Consider the following 20,893-nt stretch of genomic DNA (forward strand, 5'->3'; position numbering starts at 1 on the left):
ATATGAATCATATTATTAACGCATTCAAGAATCTGCCCCGAAGAGGCCAGCACAATTTCGTGAAGATCTTGTGTCTGGCGCTCGGACTGGCAATCAGTTCGGTAATTATTGCCGAGATTTATTTCGAGCAGACTTACGATACGTATTTCCCTGGATGGGAGAGGACGTATCAGATATTTGAAGTGAGCAGCAATCAGGGTAAGACCATGACGTTCAACCAGACTTCAGGAGCCATCGCCCAAGGTGTGAAGCAATACGCACCGATGGTGGAAATGGCCACTAGTACCCACTGGTTCTATAACGACGCCCAATGCAAGTTGGACGACCAGCACGTTGTGTCTGCCAATATCTTGATGGCAGACAGTTGTTTCTTCGATGTCTTTCCGCAGAAGATGTTGGTAGGCAAGGCTCGCCAGATATTATCACAGCCCTTGTCTTGCATCATCGACTCGAAGACGGCAGCCACTATAGGCGGCAATGTGGTGGGCAAGCATTTCACGCTTCCCGATTATCCTGGTACTACTTTTACCATTAATGGCGTTTTCGAGGCTTTTCCTTGGGGGGCGTCCTTGCATGGCACGCAGATGATTCTGTCTATGTCCAGTGTTCCATACGTATATTCTTACGATGGCAGAAACAATTGGATAGGAAATGATAGCTATATTTCCTACATTCGGTTGGCAAGGGGACATCGTGTCGACGAACTCAAGCCTTACGTCGACAAGATGCGCCAAGACCATTTCCCATTGAAGGAACTGAAGAAGATGGGAACAGACCTTACCTTTGATTTCACGGTGTTGAGCGATGTCTATACCCATGACCCATATATCAAGATGATGAGCTGGATATTGAGCATCGTGGCCTTCGTGCTGCTCTTCACGTCGGTAATGAACTATCTGCTTATCATAGTGGGCAATCTGGTAAGCCGCTCGCGTGAGATGGCAGTTCGCAAGTGCTATGGAGCCGAACCCAAGAATATTCATGCCATCATCTTCTCTGAGGCATTGGTGCATGTAGGCTTGGCGGTGATTTTGGCTGCCATACTCGTATTCCTTTGCAAGGGAACTATCGAGAATTTCCTTTCTGCTCCGGTTAGTGCGCTGATTCTGAACAGGGGCAGTTGGATATTGGTGATGATCTGCCTGCTGGTGTTGCTGGTAGGCGGTCTGGTTCCGGGCTGGCTATACAACAAGATTCCGGTGGCAAGTGCCTTCCGTGGTTATAACGAGAATCGCAACCGCTGGAAACTGACGTTGCTGGGCATACAGTTTGCTATCTCTGGACTGCTGTTCAGTCTGCTCTACATCATCAACAGTCAGTATCAGCTGATGCTTGGCACCAATCCTGGTTACGATTATGATAATGTTGCCATCGTCTCGGTAGATGGCATCAATCGCGACCAGCGCAACCAGTGTCTTGCCGAAATCAAGCGAATGCCGAATGTCAAGGAGTGCTGTTCCACTTATCATATTCCGCTCTATGGATACGGCAGAAGCGGAAACATGGTACAAAAGCCTGGTGATGATACTAATACCTTCAACATCATAGATATGGAAGGTGTGGACGACAATTTCTTCAAGATGATGAACATCCCGATAGTACAGGGCTCGTTCTTTACGGAGTGCAATGACAGTTGCCGTCAGGTGATTATTGACGAACGGGGTGCTGAAAAACTCATCAATATCTGGCATTGGAAGGATGGCGTTGTAGGCAAGCAGATTACTTGTTCGGGACATGATGACGGTGTAAATCCACTCAAGCTGACGGTTTGTGGCGTGTGCAAGAATATCCGCTGGGGTGACATGTCGGCCGATGGCGACGATATGAAGGAGTTTCCTGTACTGTATTTCTATGCAGCCAAGACGGCTTATTACATGCTTGTAAAGTATAAGGATATGCAGGACGAATCGTTGGCGGAGTTGCAGCAGAAGGTGCAGTCGATGTATCCTAACAATAAGGTCATCGTGAAGAGTTATGCCTCTGAATTGGCTAACCAGTATGCCTCACAGCTCAATTTCCGCAATGGCATCCTTGTAGCAGGCATCGTGACGATGATTATCGCCCTCTTCGGATTGGTGGGTTATACGAGCGATGAGGTGAACCGCCGCCGCAAGGAGATTGCGATAAGGAAGGTGAACGGAGCGAAGGTGAAGGATATTCTTCGCATCTTCCTGAAGGACATTATGAAGATTGCCTTGCCTTGCATCATCGTGGGCGACTTGGGGGCTTGGCTGATAGCCCGACAATGGCTGATGTCGTTTAGCGAGAAGATTACGATGACGCCTTTGCTGTTTATCGGCGTTACCATCATCTTGCTCGTCATCATCGGGCTTTCCGTCGTCATCAACTGCTACAAGGTGGCGAATAGTAATCCGGTGAAGTATCTTAAGGATGAATAAAATTAAAAGTAAAAAAGTAAAAAGATAAGAAAATGCTTAAAATAGAGAATCTTTGCAAGTCATTCCGCACAGAAGATGTGGAGACGATTGCTTTAAATAACGTATCTTTCACAGTAGAAGACGGCGAGTTTGTCGCCATTATGGGACCATCCGGTTGTGGCAAATCCACTTTACTCAATATCCTTGGATTATTGGATAACCCAACTTCTGGAAAATATTTCCTGGGTAATCACGAGGTGGCAAACCTGAAGGAAAAAGAGCGTACGGATGTGAGAAAGGGAGAAATCGGTTTTGTGTTCCAGAGCTTCAATCTGATAGATGAATTGAATGTAGAGGAGAACATCGAGCTTCCTCTTACCTACCTCAACATTCCGAAGGCGGAGCGCAAGGCTAAGGTGCAGGCGATTATGAAGCGAATGGCCATCAGCCATCGTGCCAAGCATTTCCCTCACCAACTGTCAGGTGGTCAGCAGCAGAGGGTTGCCATCGCCCGTGCCGTGGTCTTCGGTCCGAAACTTATCCTTGCCGATGAGCCTACGGGTAACCTCGATTCCAAGAATGGTGCCGAGGTGATGCATCTGCTTACTGAGCTGAACCACGAGGGCACCACCATCGTCATGGTAACGCATAATGAGCATGATGCCAAGATAGCCCATCGCACCATCCGCCTGTTTGATGGACAGATTGTGGAAACGGAGGGCAATCAGCTTTAGTGTTTCTGTTTCTTCTGAGGGGCACCCTATGCTTTGTTAGAAGAGGAATGTCATAAATCGCTTGGTGTTAGCCTCTTTCTGCTTCAGCTCTTCTTCCATTCTCTGTATTGCCATCTTGAAGAAGAAGCGGACGAGGTGCTCGTCGGTTGCTTCTGTGCGAATCATACGAAGAGCAGAAATATATTCCTGACGGGCTTCGGATGGGATGATGAGGAGAGGATGATTCAATCTTAAGAGAATGTAGTTGCTGATGAGTCGGCCTGTTCTTCCATTCCCATCACGGAAGGGATGAAGATATTCGTAGAAGCCATGGAAGCGGGCGGCAAGAATCATGGGATGAACGGCTGCCGAAACGATGGCTTTTTCGGTAGATTCCAACAGCTTGGGAACTCTGGCGATGAGTTCTTCGTGGTCGCCAAATACCGTATCGCCTGCAGCCATGTCCGTGGTGGTGTATTCGCCCGGAATAGCTTCTGGGGAACGGTAGGAAAGCGTATGGCTGGTAACCCGTCTGTTGATTTCTTTCAGAAGATTCTCGTCGAGTGGATGTTGCGTGTTTTGCATCATGTACTCAAAGGCTTCGAAGTGGTCGAGCATTTCGAAAGCTTCGAAAAGAGTCTTTCCGGCAGGAATCATCCCTAATCCTTTCTCCTTCAGTTCCCGGGTATCATCTACGGAGAATGAGTTGCCTTCAATGGCGCACGAATGGGTAGAGAAGAGTACTTCGTTATATTTGATGTACTCTTCTCTATCCATTTTATTGATGATAAGGGTTTGATATTTTCCTCTCAAATCCTCGTATTCCTTGATTTCCTTTTCGAATGCCATAATCTTCTGTAAGTAATTATTTGACTAAGTTTAATATGGCTTTTATAAAATCGTGTGATAAGCCAATAATTTCCAGGATGTCATTTTCGGAAATTTCGTAGGCGCAGTTGTAATCGGCTTTTTGCCTTAATTGGAACATACGGGCGAGGAAACTGCCATAAGAGATATCTACGATACCAGTCTTTACGAAGTGTAAACTGAATTGGGTATTAATGCCGGCATGAGTGTGGGCATTAACACCTTTTGCTATGAATAGAGCTTGTACGGCATGGAAGCAGGCATAATAATAGCGATTGGCTGCTAAATCCCAATGCTTTAGTTCAACCATTTCATCTGCTTGAGTTAAAAAGCGCTTGGCTTTTTCTACTTGCAGACTGATTAATGTGTCTTTGTTTACTTGATCCATAACTTTTATATTAAACTAATGCCGTCTCGATTTACATTCTCGTAAAAAGGGGTGAAGTTATACGATTCCCATTCTTTCTTTGTGTAAAGAATGGGATTGATTTCTGTGCCGAGGTCGCAACCTAACAAGACAAACGGGTAACTTACTTTGTCATAGTCTGTTTGCTCCAGTTTGGCTTTATCTAAAAGGATAAGAATGTCCCAGTCTGAATCGTTGCGAGCATCACCTCTCGCTCTTGATCCATACAATATAGCCTTGCTGCCTAAAGGAATAGCAGATTTGGCTATTTCTTTTATCTTTAATATGGTCTTATCGTCTGTTGACATAAGCTTAATCTTTTATAATGGCAAAGATATGGTAAAAAAGTGAAAGTGCCAAACTTTCTTCCTCAAAATTATACTTTTTTATGGGATGATGATGCGGAAGGTGGTGATTCCCTGTGCCTTGTCCTGATGGAGCGAGAGGCTGCCGCCGCTTACTCGCATGATTTGGCGGGAGAGGGAGAGACCGATTCCGCTTCCTTCCGGCTTCGTGGTGAAGAACGGGATGAAAATGTGGGAGGCTACATCTTCGGGGATGAGACCGGCGTTGTTGCTCACGTTGATGATGATGGATTCCTGGGCATTGGCGTAGGCTTGGAGATGGATAAATGCCTTCTTGCTAGCCGCGGATTGCAAATCCGCGGAGCGGCATTCCTGCTTGTTCCTACCCTGCACATTTCCATCTTGCTTGTTTCTTTCTGCAGATAACTTTTCCTGCCCGTTGAAAGCTTCTACGGCATTCTTCAGAAGATTCGTTACTACGTGAGAGAGGAGGCTCTCATCGGCATAAACCAGCAAATCCTTGGGAGAAACTTCTATCTCTACTTCGTGGTTGCAGAGCAGCGCCATTCTTTCCAGGAATGGTTCCACATAGAAAAGAGCAGGCTGAGGCTGGGGAACATGGGTGAAACGGCGATAGTTGTTGACGAAAGCCAACAGTTCGGTTCCTGTTTTGTGGATGGTTTCCAAGCCTTGCTTCAGGTCTTTATCCTCTGTAACTCGGGTAAGCAGAGTCTCGCTCAACGAAGTAACCGGCGTGATGGTATTCATGATTTCATGGGTCAGCACACGAATCAGCTTGATCCAAGAATCCACTTCCTGGTTGCTCAGCTCGTGGCTCACGTCGCTCAGGGCGATGATGCGCACGTGCTTGTCTTTCAGCATAGCTTGCGTCTCATGTTTTGCCAGGTGCTCATCCTTCAGTTTCCCTTTTACCTGGTTCATGTGGGTAAGCACATCCGTATCGAGCAATCGGAGGGCAGCCTGGTTGTGCTGCAGGATGTTGTCGTGGTCATCCACCACCAGGATGCCCGTATCCACCGCATTCAGAATCTGCTCGTAATATTTCTCCCGATCCATCTGCTCCTCTCTCGTATATTGCAGGAAGAGTTTGATTCGGTTGAGGGATTTGTGCAGGATCTTATCCTCCTTAAACCCCTTCTCCGTAGGAAAGTTGAAGGAGAAATCCCCATTATCTATCGCATCAAAAAGGAAGGTTACCTTCTTGATGTTGCGGCGATAGTGGCGGTAAAGGCGAATGTAACCCACTACAGCAACGAGCAAAAGCACAATAATAATCACCTTATTAATATCCATACCTCAAAAACTATAGAATTCTTCACTCTTCACTTTTTGTTTTTCACTTAAATTCCGTATCGCTTAATCTTATTGTAAAGCGTCTGGCGGGAAATGCCCAGTCTTGCGGCTACCACCGACAGGTTTCCTTCACATTCCCTGATGGTTTTCTCTATCATTCGGCTCTCCATCTCGTCGAGCGTCTGAACCTCTTCCAGGGGCTTCTCTCTTCTCTGCTGGTTTCCGCCGTCAATATCTTCGGCAGAAATCATTCCGCCGTCAGATAGAATCACGGCTTTCTCGATGGCGTGCTGAAGTTCACGGATGTTGCCGTACCAAGGCAAACTGATAAGTTTTTTCTCTGCTTCTTCCGAAAGACGGAGATTCACCTTATTATATAAATCGCCATATTGACGGAGGAATCTTTCTGCCAATGGAACGATGTCTGATTTTCTTTGTCTCAGGGCAGGCAATTCCAGATGGATGGTGTTGATGCGGTAGAGCAGATCTTCTCTGAATTCGCCATCGTTTACCATCTGCTGCAGATTGCGGTTGGTGGCGCAAACCAGTCGTACGTTGATGGGAATCTGCGTACTTCCGCCCACTCTTACGATGCTTCTGCGTTGCAGGGCGGTAAGGAGTTTTGCCTGAAGACCATAGGATAGGTTTCCTATCTCGTCCAGGAAGATGGTACTGCCGTCGGCAAGTTCAAACTTGCCCGGTTTATCCACCTTGGCATCAGTAAAAGCACCCTTCACATGACCGAAGAGTTCGCTCTCGAAAAGGGTTTCCGTAATGGCTCCCATATCCACAGGCAGCATCTTTTTCCCACATCTTGTGGATAAACGGTGTATTTCGTTGGCTAACACCTCTTTACCTGTTCCGTTTTCGCCTGTAATCAGGATGTTAGCATCGGTTGCGGCAACTTTTTCCACAATGCTTCTCAAATTGTTCATAACTTCGCTATCTCCCCAATACATAGCACTTTGTGCATCTTTTCCACAAAGTTTTCCACCTTTTTTGCCAATAGCGTTATCCACAGCCTTGTTCTTATCCCTAGCCTCTACCAGCGTGCGGATCATCTTCTCGTTTTCAAAAGGCTTCACGATGAAGTCGGCGGCACCTTCCTTGATGCCTGTTACGGCAAGTTGGATGTCGGCATAGGCAGTAAAGAGCACCACTTCGGTTTTCGGGCTGAGGCTCTTGATTTCCCTGAGCCAGTACAGTCCCTCGTTTCCCGAATTGATTCCGCTGGAGAAGTTCATGTCGAGGAGCACCACGTCGGGATGCTCCTCTCTCAGCTTGGCTGGGATGGAGTTAGGGTTGGCGATGGTGATAATGCCATCGAATATGGGTTCCAGCAGCATCCTCACCGTAGTAAGAATGTTGCGGTTGTCATCAACAATCAATATCGTTCCTTGTTTCTTTATCATGGTGCAAAGTTACGAAATATCATCGGAAATGGGTCATTATTGTCTAATTATTAGACGAAAAAATGCCGATAGTGGCGCCAAAAGTTACTTTTTCTGTAGTTTTTGGCACCCTATCGGCATTTATTTATTCCAAATTCTGATTCCTGATGAGGAATTGCTTATTCTAAAAAGGAGAATTACAGTTCTATCGGAACCACTACTTTGATACAGAAGTTGCGCCCCATGTTGTAAACGCCTCTTCTGCCCGTAACCGTGTTTTCCGCCAGATACTTCAGACGGCTCAGGTGGTTCTGGTAAGCACGGTTGGTAATATTCTCGCCCGAAAGATAGAGCGAGAGAAGGCGCTTGCCGTGAAGCTTCACGTCGGTACCGGCATACATATTTAATAAGGTGTAGGATGGCGTGGCGGTCTCCGTATCGTTGGCTGCGAAATAATGGTTCTGGCGAAGATTGCAATCCATCTGCAGCTTGACGAAGAGATGGTCGAAAGTCCTGCCGTTGCAGACAAACTCATATCTTACATCCGAAATCCAACGGGGAGCTGGGGTGAATGGCAGATACTTAGATTCGGATGGCTGATGCAATTGCACGGAGTTGACATACGAGAAAGTGTTGCCGAAGTGCAGATGCTCTACAGGATGGATGTCGATGCTCGCCTCACCACCCAGAATGCGGGCGTCGCCCGAAGTAAACTGATAGGCAGGCGTGTCGTCGATGAGGATAGGCTGATTGTTCTCATCTGCCAACTTCTCGCTATAGATGTAATGGTTAATGCGATTGGCAAACAGCGAGAGTTCTGCCGAAATAATAGACGAAGAATAGTCCAAACCGAGGTCGAATTGCCAGCTGTTCTCAGGCTTCAGACCGGTATTTCCCAATTCGTATCGCTGGGTTCCCTCGTGCACACCATTCGATGATAATTCGCTGATGTTAGGCGCACGGAATCCTCTTGCCAGGTTCAGCTTGATATTGAAATCGGGCAGGATTTCGTAAGCCAAGCCAATGCTTCCGGTTACTCCCTCAAAGCTGCGCTTAAAGGCTTGAAAACGGAAAGAATCCGCTTCGCTGTGCAGGTGGCGATGATCGTATCTGATTCCGCCGCTCAGATTCAACTTGCCTATTTTCTTGCTCACCGTGGCAAACACGCCGTAATCGAAGAGATGATAGGCTGGAATCAGGAACTCTGTTCCCTTGTTAATTGATTGCTGCCACATGCCGTTGACACCTATTGAGAATTTCCAGCCATTCATTTCCGGCGAGAGATAATGCAGGTCGTAATTCACGGTATGGAGCATGAAGTCGAGTCCGCATTCCTTCGGATTCTCTTCCTCCTCAAACTCCTGACGGCGGTTCTGCTGATAACCCAAGAGGAGTTTCAGATTGCCGTCGCCCAGGAACCAGGAATTGTCGAGCACCGCCTTGTAATGGTGAATCTGCTGATAAGGCATCGGTTTGCCGTAACTCTTGGCATCGTAGCCATCCGGAATTTCCAGTTCGCCCGTTTTCTCATCTCTTTCTCCCTCTACGATGCCCGGAGTGAGATGATAATAATCGAGTGTGAGATGCGAATGTCCCTGGCGATAATTCCAACCGAGGAGCTGCGAAAGGGCCTGTTCTCGGAGTGAAGAACCGAAGACATAACCATCGTATTTATTCTTGTAGGCATGCGCCATCTTTCCGCTGTAGCGGGTGTTCCAGACGAATCCGCCCTGGTTGCCGGCAAAGTTGAGCGAATAATCAAAAAGTCCGTTGTTGGTTTGATAACCCGTTGAGAAATTTGCTCTCATGTCGCCCTTGGCAAGGGTAGGAGCGGAGTGGAAGATGAGGACGCCTGCCATCGCATCCGATCCATACATGAGACTTGCCGGACCTTTCAGAATCTCTACGGAATGAACCGAAGCGGGGTCGATTTCTATTCCGTGTTCATCGCCCCATTGCTGTCCTTCCTGTCTGACTCCATCATTCACTACGACCACACGGTTAAATCCCAATCCACGAATCACGGGTTTGGAGATTCCGCTTCCCGTGGTAATCTGCGAAACGCCTGGCTGATGAGCGATGGCGTCGATGATGTTGGTTGAAGGCTGCATTTCGAGTTGGCGGGCAGAAACGAAAGAGATGGGTGCTGGTGACTGTTTGAGCTTCTGGCTGCCAGTCAATCCCGTAACCACCACTTCATTCAGTTTCACGCTCGATTCTGTCAGAGGCTGGTGCTTGATGGAATCGCTGTTTTCCATACCATGAATGCTTGACTTTTCCTTGTTATTATCTGCTCCGTTTATAGCCATAGCAGGGGCTGTTGCCGACGAGCATAGGCTCATCAGCAATATTGATTTCAATATTGTTCTCATTATGTTATTAATTACCTTATTATGTTAATTTTCAATTATTTATAAAAACTGATAATAAGGTGGAGCACGGGTAGATTTTACCCCCTTCGCCCTGCACAGGCAAGGAGAGCAGAAGGCACGGCGAGGGGAGAGATGGAGCACGGTGATGGCAACCCATACCACGAGGGATGGAGCCAGATAAGGTGTGCTTTGCAATTGGCAGAGCACACAGTCGTGCATGGTATTCTGCAGGGCTATCAGATGGCCGTCGTGATGAACATGATGGGCGCAATCTGCACAATAGAAATCTGCATGAGTTCCCTGCGCTTCACCATGATGGTGAAACGTAACGACCAGCAGCATCGGCAGGTAAACCAATAGCAGCAGCCAGGAAATTCGGATTCTCTTATGTGTTATCCTCTGCATTTAACAATATTTATTTTCTGCAATTATCTACAGTCTTCTGATTTTTCCGTTTGCAAAGTTAATCATTTCTTCCTAAAATGCTGCAATTCCCAATTATTTTTGTATTTTTGCAACAAAATTTTTAAAATAGGCGTACCCGATTCCAGGGGGATGTTGTATTATGAACAAAGTAGAATCATAAAAACAAGAAAAAATGATGAAAAGAACGACTTCCCTTATACTGTGTCTTGTCTTGAGCATTTCCCTATTTGCTCAAAGCAGAGGTGTGACCTTTCAGGTGCATAACGAAACGCTTACTTCCGTGTTGAAGAAGATTGAAAAGGCGGGCGAGAAGAATATCCTCTTTGCCTATCAGGCTACTGACCCATATCACGTAACCGCCAATATCCAGGCTAAGCGACAGAAGGAAGCCCTGGAGATGGTGCTGCAGGGGAAACCTTTCTCCTTCGTAGAGCATAACACCTATTTTGCCGTACAATACACGGGCAAGACAACCCGGGTGGAACAGATCAAGGGCAGGGTGGTGGATGAGCACCAGAAGCCTCTGCCTTTTGCCAACGTGGTGTTGATTTCCTCCGTCAGCAAGGCTTATGTGGCAGGTTGCGTAACGGCGGAGGATGGAAGTTTCGTGCTTCCTTATGCCGATAAGGATGTGATGCTGAAGGTTTCGTTTGTGGGCTATAAGTCGCAGACCTTGGCCTGCAAGCCTACCATGCACATCGGTCTGCATCCCGACACCCAGCAGCTGAAGGCGGTAACCATCAAGAGTACCCGCCCCAATGTGGTGTATAAGGACGGCGCCTTCACCACCCTGGTATCCGGTACCATCCTGGGCGAACTGGGCTCTGCAGAAGATATGATCAGCCAGTTGCCTTTCGTTTCGGGTGAAGCAGGCAGTTGGGAAATCATCGGCCGTGGAGCGCCCGAGATTTATCTCAACGGCAGGAAATTGGAGAATCTGAACGAACTCAAGCGATTGAGCGCCAAGGATATTCTGAAGGCAGAAATTGTTACCGTTCCCGGAGCGCAGTATAGTTCCAAGACTAATGCCGTAATCCGTCTGCGTGCCGTTCGCAAGCGCGGACAGGGCTTGAGCGGAAGCCTTTATTCTGAATATATGCAGGGCCGTTATTCGCCTCATGGCTATGAGGATGTGCAGTTGAACTACCGCACGGGCGGACTCGATATCTTCGGCGAAGTGGGAGCGGGATTGGATCGCTCGCACACCACCGCCCATTCCGAAACCCAGCTCCATACCACCAGCGACTGGGAATTCAACAGCCGTAGAACCACGAAAACCCTTGGTGGAGAGATTCTTATGAACGCAGGTTTCAACTATGAGATTTCTGAGCAGCAATCGCTGGGTATGCGCTATGAGACAACCAACATGATAGGTAACAACTACACTCACAGCTGGGGAGCTACCGATGTGTGGGAGAATGGTAAACTGACGGAAAGCATGGGCGTAGATCTGTTTTCGAAAAGCAAGCCCCATTGGTCGCATAGCGTGAACGCCTATTATAATGGCGATTTCGGCAAATGGAACATCAATTTCAATGGCGACTTCTATAATAAGGTGAGCCAGAGCACCCAGACGGCGATAAACGACGGACAGCTGGATGCGGAATCAGAGAGCAAGGTGAAGAGTAATCTCTATGCTGCCAAGCTGGTGGTGTCGGGACCTTTGTGGAAGGGTAGGCTTTCCTTCGGAACGGAAGAGATGTTTACTAACCGCCACAACGACTTCACCCAGAGCGGCTTTTCTGCCGATGCCTTCAACCACATCCGCCAGTCTATCTATGCCGGATTCCTGGAGTATTATCTGAACATCGGACACATGAACTATGGAGCCGGTTTGCGATACGAATACCAGAAAACCGATTATTACGAGAAGGATGTGCTGCAGGCGGAACAGAGTCCCAGCTACAGGGATTGGATTCCATTTGCATCCATCGGCTACAGCAAGGATAATCTGAATCTTGCCTTCTCCTATCGTCTGAACAAGTACAGTCCTATCTACGTCATGCTTCAGAGCAGCATCGACTACGACAGCAAGTACGAGTACAAGTCCGGTGACCCTCATCTCAAACCTCAGAAGCAGCACAGTTTCAACCTGTCGGGCAATTACAAGTGGTTGTCGTTCATGGCTTACTACAACTATGTACTTGATATGTACATGACCTGGTACAAGCCTTACGACGAGGTGAATCATCCGAGTGTGCTTTTGCAGACGATGGCTTCGGTGCCTCATTCCTACTATTGTGGAGCCAATATCCGTGTGGCGCCTTCGTTTGGAATCTGGTATCCTAACCTCACGGCGAGTGTCTTCTACGGTCATGATAATGTAGATCATCTCAATATCCCCGAGTTTGGCAAAAACCAGCCTCAGTTTACATTCAGCATGAACAACAATCTGAGGCTTCCCCACCGGTGGTTCATGAATCTTTCGGGCAATGTCAGCACGAGGGCGGAGATGGGAATCGGAAGGAGGAAATGTACGGGCAACATGCAGTTCCGGGTTTCCAAGAATTTCATGAAGAATGATGCCCTCAAGGTGATGTTTGTAGTGCAAGACCTCTTGCATACAGGATATTATTATTTCGAGGCAAACGGCACGCAGTCGCATCGCACGTTTACCCGATATGCAGATAATCAGAAAATTCTTATGAATGTGAGATACACATTCAATGCAACAAGAAATAAATATAAAGGTAGTGGCGCAGGACAGAGCGAAAGACAACGACTTTAAGCAGCTATTCCTGGAAATGTATCCTCGATTGGTGCGTTATGCCGTGTCCCTTTTGGGAGACAGCAACGAGGCCCGTGACGTTGTGGGAGATGTTTTCGAGAAGGCGTGGAACCAATTCTCCTCCTTGCAGATGGAAACAAGGAGGAGCTGGCTCTACGCATCGGTGAGAAATGCCTGTCTCAACTGGCTCAAGCACCAGCAGGTGGAACAGACCAATGTAGAGGCGCTGATAGAGGCCACCCGGTATGATATGAGTACCCAGTATGAGGAGCACGAGCGCCTGCTGCAACAGGCGGAGCAGATTGCGAGGGAGCTGAAGGAACCCACCTGCACGATACTCCGCCTCTGCTATTTCGAGCATCTCACCTATCAGCAGGCAGCCGACAGGCTGGGCATCAGTCCCAACACCGTAAAGAAGCATATTTCCAAGGCACTCACCATCTTGCGCGAGCGAATGAAGCATACAAACATAGAGAATTAGGAGGAAAAATCATGAATAAGAATCAAGATCAAAAACTGGATTATAGAATGGATTCTGTATCAGAAAATGTTTCTGAGAATGCTTCTGAGAAAGTTTCAGAAAATGTTTCTGATGCCCGGCTTTCCCAGATATTCGGGGAAGCCCTGGGCGATGAGCCTTCGAAGGAAGAAACGCTGGCAGCTTGGGAAGCTTTCGAGAAGAAGCATATTTCTTCAGAGAAGGAACATCTACAGAAGGCAGAAGATGAATTGTCTGGGAAAAAGATAGAGAATGAAATCGGAGGAGAATCTTCATCCAGAAAGATTTCCAAAGCCCGAATCCTGGCTTGGATTACTGCCTCAGTTGCAGTAGCGGCAAGCCTCTTCCTTTTTATTTTCCGTTCATCCCAGGAGATTTCTCAGCCTACGGAGTTCTCCATGGAACTTTTCTCGGAGGTCACTTCTCCCAAGCAGGTGGAGCAGACCCTGAGCGATGGCTATTGCGTGGTTTCTACCCCGGCAGCAACCACCACATTGGTAACGCTGAGCGATGGTACCAAGGTGATGCTCAACGCCAATTCTACGCTCGAATATCCTGCATCTTTCGATGATGCAGAAGTCCGGGAAGTCCGTCTGAAGGGCGAGGCTCATTTCGAAGTAACCAAGAATCCTCATCGGCCTTTCGTGGTAAAGGCAGGAGAGATGCAGACGCAGGTGTTAGGTACCGTATTCGATGTGAAAGCCTATCGCAAGGATGCCCCAAAGGTAACCCTGATGCAGGGCAAGGTGAAGGTGAGCAATGCCGATACGGAAGTGGAAATGCGCCCAGGTCAGACTGCCACGCTTCAGGCGGATAAGATTGTGGTGTCTAAGGCTTCCCCTTCAGCCTCCGACTGGCTGGAAGGCGATTTCGATATGGATCAGGTTACGCTGGCAGAAGCGATGAGCGACATCGGAGCCTGGTACAACAAGACCGTAGTCTTCCAATCCCAGGCGAATATGGATAAGCTCATCCACTTCCGCTTCTCCCGCAGGGCAAGCCTGCAGGAAATCATCACGGCGCTGAACGAGATGGGTGTGGCAAAAGTCAGAATAGAAAAGGGCAAGATCATGGTGCTTTGAGCCATGGTCTTGCCCCTTTTCCTATTCCATCAAAATCGATTCCTGCAATCGGCTGCAAATGTAGAAAGTTTCCTTCTAAAAAGGAAAGAAATCGGCAATTATTTCCTTTTGAAAAGGAAAGTTTGTTCTTTCTTTATCCCAATCTTGTATTTTTAATTCAAGTTTCGCATTTCTGAGGGAACATTTGTAATTTTGCTCATGGCTTTGAGCTTTGAGTAATATTAAAAAACTATGGAATATCCGCCGAATTACGTCACTTTATTTGTGCCCTGATCCGGCTCAGACTTGCCTGTGTTATGCCTAAATAGGTAGCAATGTTTCCCAACGGCAACCGTTGCAACAACTCGGGTTCTTTCTCTAACAACTCTTTGTACCGTTCCGAAGCAATGGCGGACAACATGGAAATCAGCCGTTCCTCGGTGGCAAGCAATTCCATCTCCGCATAACGCCGACCCCAATTGGCAATATGCAAGTCTTCCGTAAACAATTCTTTCAGCTTTTTCTTCTTCAATACGTATAAGACAGAATCTTCCATCAGCTCCATCGTCTCATATCCCGGCTCATCGTTCACGTATCCTTTCATGGAAACAAGGGTCGCTCCTTCCTTGCCAACCCAAAAGGTGATTTCTTTCCCGTCCACCGAAGTGTAAGCGCGGACAATGCCGTTCTTGATAAAAAAGATATCCTTTTCTATCTTGCCGTTTTCCAACACGCGGAATCCTTTGGGGTACGAAACCTCACTCAGGCATTGCCGCAATCTATCCAAAGACGCATCCGGCATGGCATATCTTTGATTGATGATTTCCTTTATATCCATAACTCATTGTTGTATTTGGTGTGCAAAATTATAAAATTGCACATAAAAACGGAAATGAACGGCTGTTTTTTTGCAAATGTAAAATCAGTTTTTACCAAATGAAAAAAGCAATTAGAGATTATTTACTTACTTTTGCACCTGAATTTAATAAATCATAGTTATGAATTGGATAATCTTATTATTGGCAGGATTGTTTGAGGTGAGCCTTACATTCTGCTTGGGTAAAGCGAGAGCTGCGTCAGGACTTGTTTTTTATCTGTGGGGTAGCGGCTTCTTGGCTTCCACAGTATTGAGCATGACCCTGCTTGCCAAGGCGGTTCAGACTTTACCTTTGGGAACGGCATACGCCATTTGGACGGGTATCGGGGCGGTCGGCACGGTCTTGATAGGGATATTCGTCTTCAAGGAGCCGGCCTCTCCCATCCGTCTTTTCTTTCTGTTCACGCTTATTGCTTCCCTGATTGGATTGAAAATCGTGTCATATTGAAAGGAGGCAGAAGATGAAGTATGAATTGAGGGAGAACCAAGGCATTTCGGCGCCTCTGCTGGCGCTGCTGGCAGTCGCTACCGGGCTTTCCGTTGCCAACTGCTATTATAACCAGCCTCTGTTGGGCAGCATGGCTAAGGATTTCGCGGTAAGCGATTTTTCTGCCAGCATGGTGGCGACATTGACCCAGATAGGCTATGTGGCAGGGCTTGTATTGGTCATTCCGCTTGGCGACCTGGTTTCACGAAAGAGACTGATATTGACCAATTACATCGTTTCTTCGTGCGCCTTGCTTGCCATAGCACTCGCCCCGAACATCTACTGGGTGTGGGGCGCATCCTTGCTTGCCGGGGCATCTTCGGTCATGCCGCAGTTCTTCATTCCGTTGGTGTCGTATAATTCAGCTCCGGACCACAAGGTGCGCAACGTGGGGATTATACAGTCCTGTTTGCTCATAGGCATTCTTGGGTCACGGGTATTCAGTGGTTTTCTCGCCGATATATGGGGATGGCGTTCTGTCTATTTTGTGGCTTGCGTGTTTATGCTTGGGTGTTTTCTGATGATTCACAAAATGCTGCCCGTGTTGCCTGCCCGTTCACGAGAAAGTTATGCAGGGCTGTGGAAATCCTTGTTGCGCCTACTTTCCAAATACCCGTACTTGCGTATCGCGTCGTTGAGGGCGGCATTGGCTTATGGCTCGTTCTTTGCCTTGTGGAGTTGCCTTGCTTTCCGAATGAAGCAAGAGCCTTTCTTTGCAAGCGACGATATTATCGGAGCACTCGGTTTGTGCGGATTGGCAGGTGCATCCACGGTGGTTTTCATCAGCGGATATATCCAAAAGTATGGCGCAAGATTCTTCTCTATTGTCGGAGGATGCGTCATCCTGTTTGCATGGTTGTTGGCATTTTGGGGAAATGACAGTTACTTGTGGATGATAATCGCCATCCTCTTGATTGATGCCGGAATGCAAAGCGTCCATCTGTCAAATCAGACCAGTGTGGTCGCTCTTGACGCATCCGCCATCAACCGGGTCAATACCGTTTATATGACCATTTACTTCTTGGGAGGTTCTACCGGTACATTTGTTTCAGGTCTATTCTGGCAACATTATGGATGGACGGGTGTGGTAGGGGTAGGAGTTGCCTTTACCGCAGCTTCCTTGCTTGTTAATTGCTTCAACTCAAAAACGGCATAAGGGTGGATGCCAAATATTCTTTCTGCTTGAATATAGTAATGCAGACTATATGGCGCCAAAAGATGGTTTTATCATCCGTCCAATCAAGAAGATGGATAATGCTTAAATGCAAATGCAGAAATCTCGAACTATGCTGCTACGCATAACATCACGGATTGGGTTGTGGAGTGAGAAATGCCTTCCAGAGAAGAGGGGATTTTCTCGGGGCTGCGTTCCGGTTGTTCCAATTGTTCCAGTTGTTCCAATTAATTTTGAGTGGGTTTATATCTTTTGCTTGTCCTTTTTCTTTGCTTCTTTATATTATATAACTTATTAATTATTAATATATATAATATATATAAATATATATAAAATAGGGGTAGGTGGGATATGCTAAAAAAATAATTGGAACAACTGGAACTGGAACGCTTCCTCTTTTTCTAGAAGGCTTATTATCAGATAGTTAATAAAAAAATGGCATTCCAATTAATTGGAAGCAGTCTCAGTCTCAGTTGTCTCAGTAAAAAAATAAGGGGGTATCATTTTCCCATTTTTCTCTTTCTTTCCTTTTTGTTGTTTTTGTAACTTATTGATTATTAATTAATTATATATAAATATATAATAGATATATAAGAATAAAAGAAAAAGAGGGGGTACTTGAAAAATAACTGAGACAACTGAGACTGAGATTTTTGATGCCTTTAACTGAAATCAAAAACAATTCTAACTCCCTATCAAGCAGATGTTTATGTGGATGGTATTCGTGCGTCTAAGTTTGTCACCTTCTGCTCGTAATCAGAAAAAAGAAAATATTTCTTCCAAAAAAGGGGCGTTTTTCGGGATTTTATTCGTATTTTTGCCCTGTCGTTTGATACGATTTCAACAAAAACAATTCAAAACCTAAAAAAATAGTTGGATTATGAACATATTTAAAAAGCTATTTGGTGGGCAAAAGACTACTGAGGAAGTGAAACAGGAGAAGGAAAAGGGCTTCGACATGGTGAAATATGATGGTGTGCGTGCTCTCAGAATGCACCAATTCGACCTTGCTGCCAAGTTTCTGGAACAAGCTCTGCAGCTGAATGCTGAAGATCTGGAATGCCGCGACTATCTTTCTCGTGCCTACATCTCGATGGGCAACCTGCAGCAGGCTTACGCCCAGTTGCAGAAAATCTCGGAGGCACAGCCCGACAACGTGGCGGTGTTGCTGCGTATGGCGGATGTGGCGTATATGATGGAGGATTATATCGCCATGACGGATGTGTGCGACAAGGCTCTACAGCTGGATGCAGAGAATGTAGAGACGTATTTCTTCTATGCCAGAGCCTGCAGAGGGCTGGGCGACGCAACCCGTGCCGTGTCGATGCTGACAGAGGCGATAGGCAAGCGTGATGATTTCTATGCCGCCCGATTGCTTCGTGGCAGCATCCTGTTGGATCAGGCTCAGCTTTCCGAGGCAGAACTCGATGCAACTTTCCTCTATGAGCATATTCCGGGCAACGAGGATGTGCTGTTGCTGAAGGCTCGTGTAGAGAAGGCGCAGGGAAAGATGGAGGAGGCTGAACAGACCTATGGTAAGGTGATGGAGGTAAATCCTTTCTCTATTGATGCGTATCGCGAGCGCAGCGAGGTTCGCAGAAGTCTGGGTGATAGTGCCGGTGCTGCCGAGGATGAGGCTGCTGCCAAGGAAATGGGTGCCGAAATTCCGGAACCATCAGAAGGAATAGAGCAGAAAATCAAGGAAAAAATGCAGCAGATGGACCCCTATAAGGTTTTCCATAACGAATACTGAATAATAGAATTTCATCTTTCTAACTGGGAAAAAATATTTTCCCAGTTAGAAAGATTATTTTTTATAACTACAAGTCGTCGTTCTATCTGATACCATTATCTCTATCGCTATTGTTTAGCTTACGGCTGCCTGTATGGTATTTGCGGCCATGACTGAAGTTGAAGCTTGCAGCAAAGACAAGCATGTTGCCCTGGTCAGCAAGGCGTACCTTGTTCTTCTGCTGCACATACTTGTTGAAAAGTTCATCCTTATACACGCAGCCATGAGGATAGAATACGAATAATCCGAGAACGCCAAACTGCCAGTTCTTATAACTGTAGGTTACGGCAAGATTGGAGGTTGGCTCTCCGCCGTTTGTCTTTTCTCCCCAAAAACTCTTTTCCACCTTATAGGCACCATAGCCAATGTTCCAATTGCCCGTCATGTACCGAATTTCTGCTCCATAACTGAAGTAATTGAACTCGTGGGAATAATCCAAACCCTTTGTATTGACATTCTGATACTCGCACATAAGGTTCAAATCCAGATGATCCTTGATGAGGTGAACTTCAGGAGTCAACAGCAGGTGCTTGTAATCATGACTCTTCTGATTCTCCGGTTTGCTCACAAAGAGATAAGAGCCATCCTCCCGCTTTTCGGGCAAGATAGAAGTAGCTATAGGCTTGTCGTAATACGTCCAGTTTCCCTCCAGGTACACAGACATCAGCGGAATGTTCCAGGAAGCCGACAAGGTATTGTTGTAGCCGGTAAATGGCTTCAGACCGCTATTGCCGTCACGCGCCTCAAAGCTGTTGGAATATTGGCGCAACTCGCTCAAGTCGGAAAGGCTTGGGATGTCTGACGTGATTTTGCTGCTCCATTTAAAACTCAGACGGTCGCTAGCCTTTGCCTGTAAAGTTACCTGTGGTCGAAACAGCCATTTGCTGTATCCGTTCTCCCCCTGATGGATGGAAGACCTGGTTGCGCCAACTCCCACCTGATAACTGAACCACTTCTGCTGTCCCTGTAGCTGGGTGAAAAGATAGAGATTGCTGTACTTCAATTCCGTATCAGCATTACTGCTTCCCACATAGATGTTATCTGTGTGGCTGATATTATATTGTCCACCTACCGATAAAGCCATCTGTTTCCAGTTCTTGCTGTATGTTCCTTCACCAATAAGAGAGCGCTTTCTACCAGTTGCATCATAACTGTAATCGGTCAGCGGAGCGTTCTTTACAGATTCATCCGGCGATTTGTTGAACGTATATTCCCTCATACGATACTGGTAATCTGTGCCGATGTAAGTACCCACCAGGTTCAGAGCCAGGTTCTGGTCATGGGGCATGTTGAGCGAATAATAAATGTCCAGAGATGGAATCTGCTCCAGCATTTTTCTGTTGTTTTGCAGATATTGATTTGCCTTGCCGCTTTCCTGATAAAGCTGGTTCATGCCTCTCACAGGACTGTTGTGATTGTAGAAATTCAACCGTACATTCAATGTATATTTGTCTGGCTCACTAAGATTATAACCCAACTGTACATTATTGGTGGTGTATAGGAACGGAGAATCATAACCTAAATAATTGCGATGTAGAGTTTCTCCTGTGGGCAGATGATAAGTACCGAGACTCTCATAGCTTCGTTCCTCTACCGAGCGATAGGAGAAACTGTAGTTGATGCTGAATTCCGATTTCTTCACATTGTATTTGAAATAACCGTCGCTATTATTGAAACCTGCCTTGGTGCCTTGCATCGTAGAAACTCCGCCCACATAACCGGCATAGCGTCGGCGGACCTGGTAGTTGATGACTGCATCCAGATTGCTGTCTCCATATTTGAGTCCTGGAACATTGATGAATTCCACCTTTGTAACTTCATCCGGCTGCAAAGCCAATACATCTTGCATGCTAGCCTTGACATCGTTGATGCGTATTTGCACATCTCCGCCCTTTAATGACAGAACTTTGCGTTCTGCTCGATTTACGATAATGGTAGGCAAAGACAAGTTGTCCAACAGATCATAACCATTGGAAGCCGTTTTCACCTGCTCTTTTGTAGGGAAGATGATTTGTCTATCTACTTTTTCTACAACCCTTGCGGCTTCAACGGTCACACCTTTCAACAGGTATGAATTCGCCTGCATCCTCACATTTCCGATGC

Annotated in this window: 17 protein-coding genes; 8 read left to right on the top strand and 9 right to left on the bottom strand. The window is 46.7% G+C overall.

The features are described 5' to 3' along the window. Nucleotides 1-2: 2 nt before the first annotated feature. Entirely contained in the window at nt 3-2,399 is a 2,397-nt protein-coding gene (locus DW657_RS01810) for an ABC transporter permease (protein ID WP_117664040.1), read from the top strand. Between the two features lie 32 nt (nt 2,400-2,431). After that, nucleotides 2,432-3,112, top strand: coding sequence for an ABC transporter ATP-binding protein (locus DW657_RS01815; RefSeq protein ID WP_118311191.1), 681 nt, complete (start codon nt 2,432-2,434; stop codon nt 3,110-3,112). 36 nt (nt 3,113-3,148) lie between these two features. Here the strand turns inward: DW657_RS01815 and DW657_RS01820 are convergent, their stop codons facing one another. The 7 genes from DW657_RS01820 to DW657_RS17555 form a co-directional block, all read right to left on the bottom strand. Further along, a complete protein-coding gene (locus tag DW657_RS01820; protein ID WP_118311192.1) occupies nt 3,149-3,940 on the bottom strand; it encodes a Fic family protein in 792 nt (263 codons plus the stop codon). A 16-nt stretch (nt 3,941-3,956) separates the two neighbouring features. Further along, nucleotides 3,957-4,346, bottom strand: coding sequence for a HEPN domain-containing protein (locus DW657_RS01825; protein ID WP_089543306.1), 390 nt, complete (start codon nt 4,344-4,346; stop codon nt 3,957-3,959). Nucleotides 4,347-4,351: 5 nt separating this feature from the next. Then, nucleotides 4,352-4,672 carry a nucleotidyltransferase domain-containing protein gene (locus DW657_RS01830; protein WP_118311193.1) on the bottom strand — a complete coding sequence of 107 codons (321 nt, stop codon included), beginning with the start codon at nt 4,670-4,672 and terminating at the stop codon, nt 4,352-4,354. A gap of 78 nt (nt 4,673-4,750) precedes the next feature. Next, the gene (locus DW657_RS01835; protein WP_118311194.1) at nt 4,751-5,983 is read right to left on the bottom strand and encodes a PAS domain-containing sensor histidine kinase; all 1,233 of its coding nucleotides are present in this window, start codon (nt 5,981-5,983) and stop codon (nt 4,751-4,753) included. 47 nt (nt 5,984-6,030) lie between these two features. Further along, entirely contained in the window at nt 6,031-7,395 is a 1,365-nt protein-coding gene (locus DW657_RS01840; RefSeq protein ID WP_118311195.1) for a sigma-54 dependent transcriptional regulator, read from the bottom strand. 176 nt (nt 7,396-7,571) lie between these two features. Next, on the bottom strand, nt 7,572-9,746 hold the full coding sequence (locus DW657_RS01845) for a TonB-dependent receptor (protein WP_118311196.1): 2,175 nt from the start codon (nt 9,744-9,746) through the stop codon (nt 7,572-7,574). Between the two features lie 39 nt (nt 9,747-9,785). Beyond that, nucleotides 9,786-10,151 carry a hypothetical protein gene (locus DW657_RS17555; protein WP_147381868.1) on the bottom strand — a complete coding sequence of 122 codons (366 nt, stop codon included), beginning with the start codon at nt 10,149-10,151 and terminating at the stop codon, nt 9,786-9,788. Between the two features lie 193 nt (nt 10,152-10,344). On the opposite strand from DW657_RS17555, the gene DW657_RS01855 reads away from it, so the two are divergent. Genes DW657_RS01855 through DW657_RS01865 form a run of 3 tightly spaced genes read left to right on the top strand, consistent with a single transcriptional unit; the run spans nt 10,345 to nt 14,481 of the window. After that, entirely contained in the window at nt 10,345-12,900 is a 2,556-nt protein-coding gene (locus DW657_RS01855; protein WP_118311198.1) for an outer membrane beta-barrel family protein, read from the top strand. Between the two features lie 16 nt (nt 12,901-12,916). Further along, the gene (locus DW657_RS01860; protein WP_369973460.1) at nt 12,917-13,381 is read left to right on the top strand and encodes a sigma-70 family RNA polymerase sigma factor; all 465 of its coding nucleotides are present in this window, start codon (nt 12,917-12,919) and stop codon (nt 13,379-13,381) included. An 11-nt stretch (nt 13,382-13,392) separates the two neighbouring features. Continuing rightward, nucleotides 13,393-14,481: a FecR family protein gene (locus DW657_RS01865; protein ID WP_118311200.1), complete on the top strand. Its 1,089-nt coding sequence runs from the start codon at nt 13,393-13,395 to the stop codon at nt 14,479-14,481. 253 nt (nt 14,482-14,734) lie between these two features. Here the strand turns inward: DW657_RS01865 and DW657_RS01870 are convergent, their stop codons facing one another. After that, nucleotides 14,735-15,298, bottom strand: coding sequence for a Crp/Fnr family transcriptional regulator (locus DW657_RS01870; RefSeq protein ID WP_117664026.1), 564 nt, complete (start codon nt 15,296-15,298; stop codon nt 14,735-14,737). Between the two features lie 160 nt (nt 15,299-15,458). Here DW657_RS01870 and DW657_RS01875 point away from each other — a divergent pair, with 160 nt between their 5' ends. The 3 genes from DW657_RS01875 (at nt 15,459) to DW657_RS01885 (ending at nt 18,751) form a co-directional block, all read left to right on the top strand. Next, entirely contained in the window at nt 15,459-15,785 is a 327-nt protein-coding gene (locus DW657_RS01875; RefSeq protein ID WP_117664025.1) for a multidrug efflux SMR transporter, read from the top strand. A 13-nt stretch (nt 15,786-15,798) separates the two neighbouring features. After that, nucleotides 15,799-16,980, top strand: a complete 1,182-nt coding sequence (locus DW657_RS01880) for an MFS transporter (RefSeq protein ID WP_118311201.1) — start codon at nt 15,799-15,801, stop codon at nt 16,978-16,980. An 898-nt stretch (nt 16,981-17,878) separates the two neighbouring features. Continuing rightward, complete coding sequence (locus DW657_RS01885) at nt 17,879-18,751, top strand: lipopolysaccharide assembly protein LapB (protein ID WP_118311202.1); 873 nt, start codon at nt 17,879-17,881, stop codon at nt 18,749-18,751. A gap of 82 nt (nt 18,752-18,833) precedes the next feature. Here the strand turns inward: DW657_RS01885 and DW657_RS01890 are convergent. Next, nucleotides 18,834-20,893 (bottom strand): TonB-dependent receptor (locus tag DW657_RS01890; protein ID WP_233546588.1); only part of this gene is annotated, 2,060 nt, incomplete at its 5' end.

This window comes from Prevotella sp. AM23-5 (genome assembly GCF_003473645.1).
Lineage (GTDB): Bacteria > Bacteroidota > Bacteroidia > Bacteroidales > Bacteroidaceae > Prevotella > Prevotella copri_A.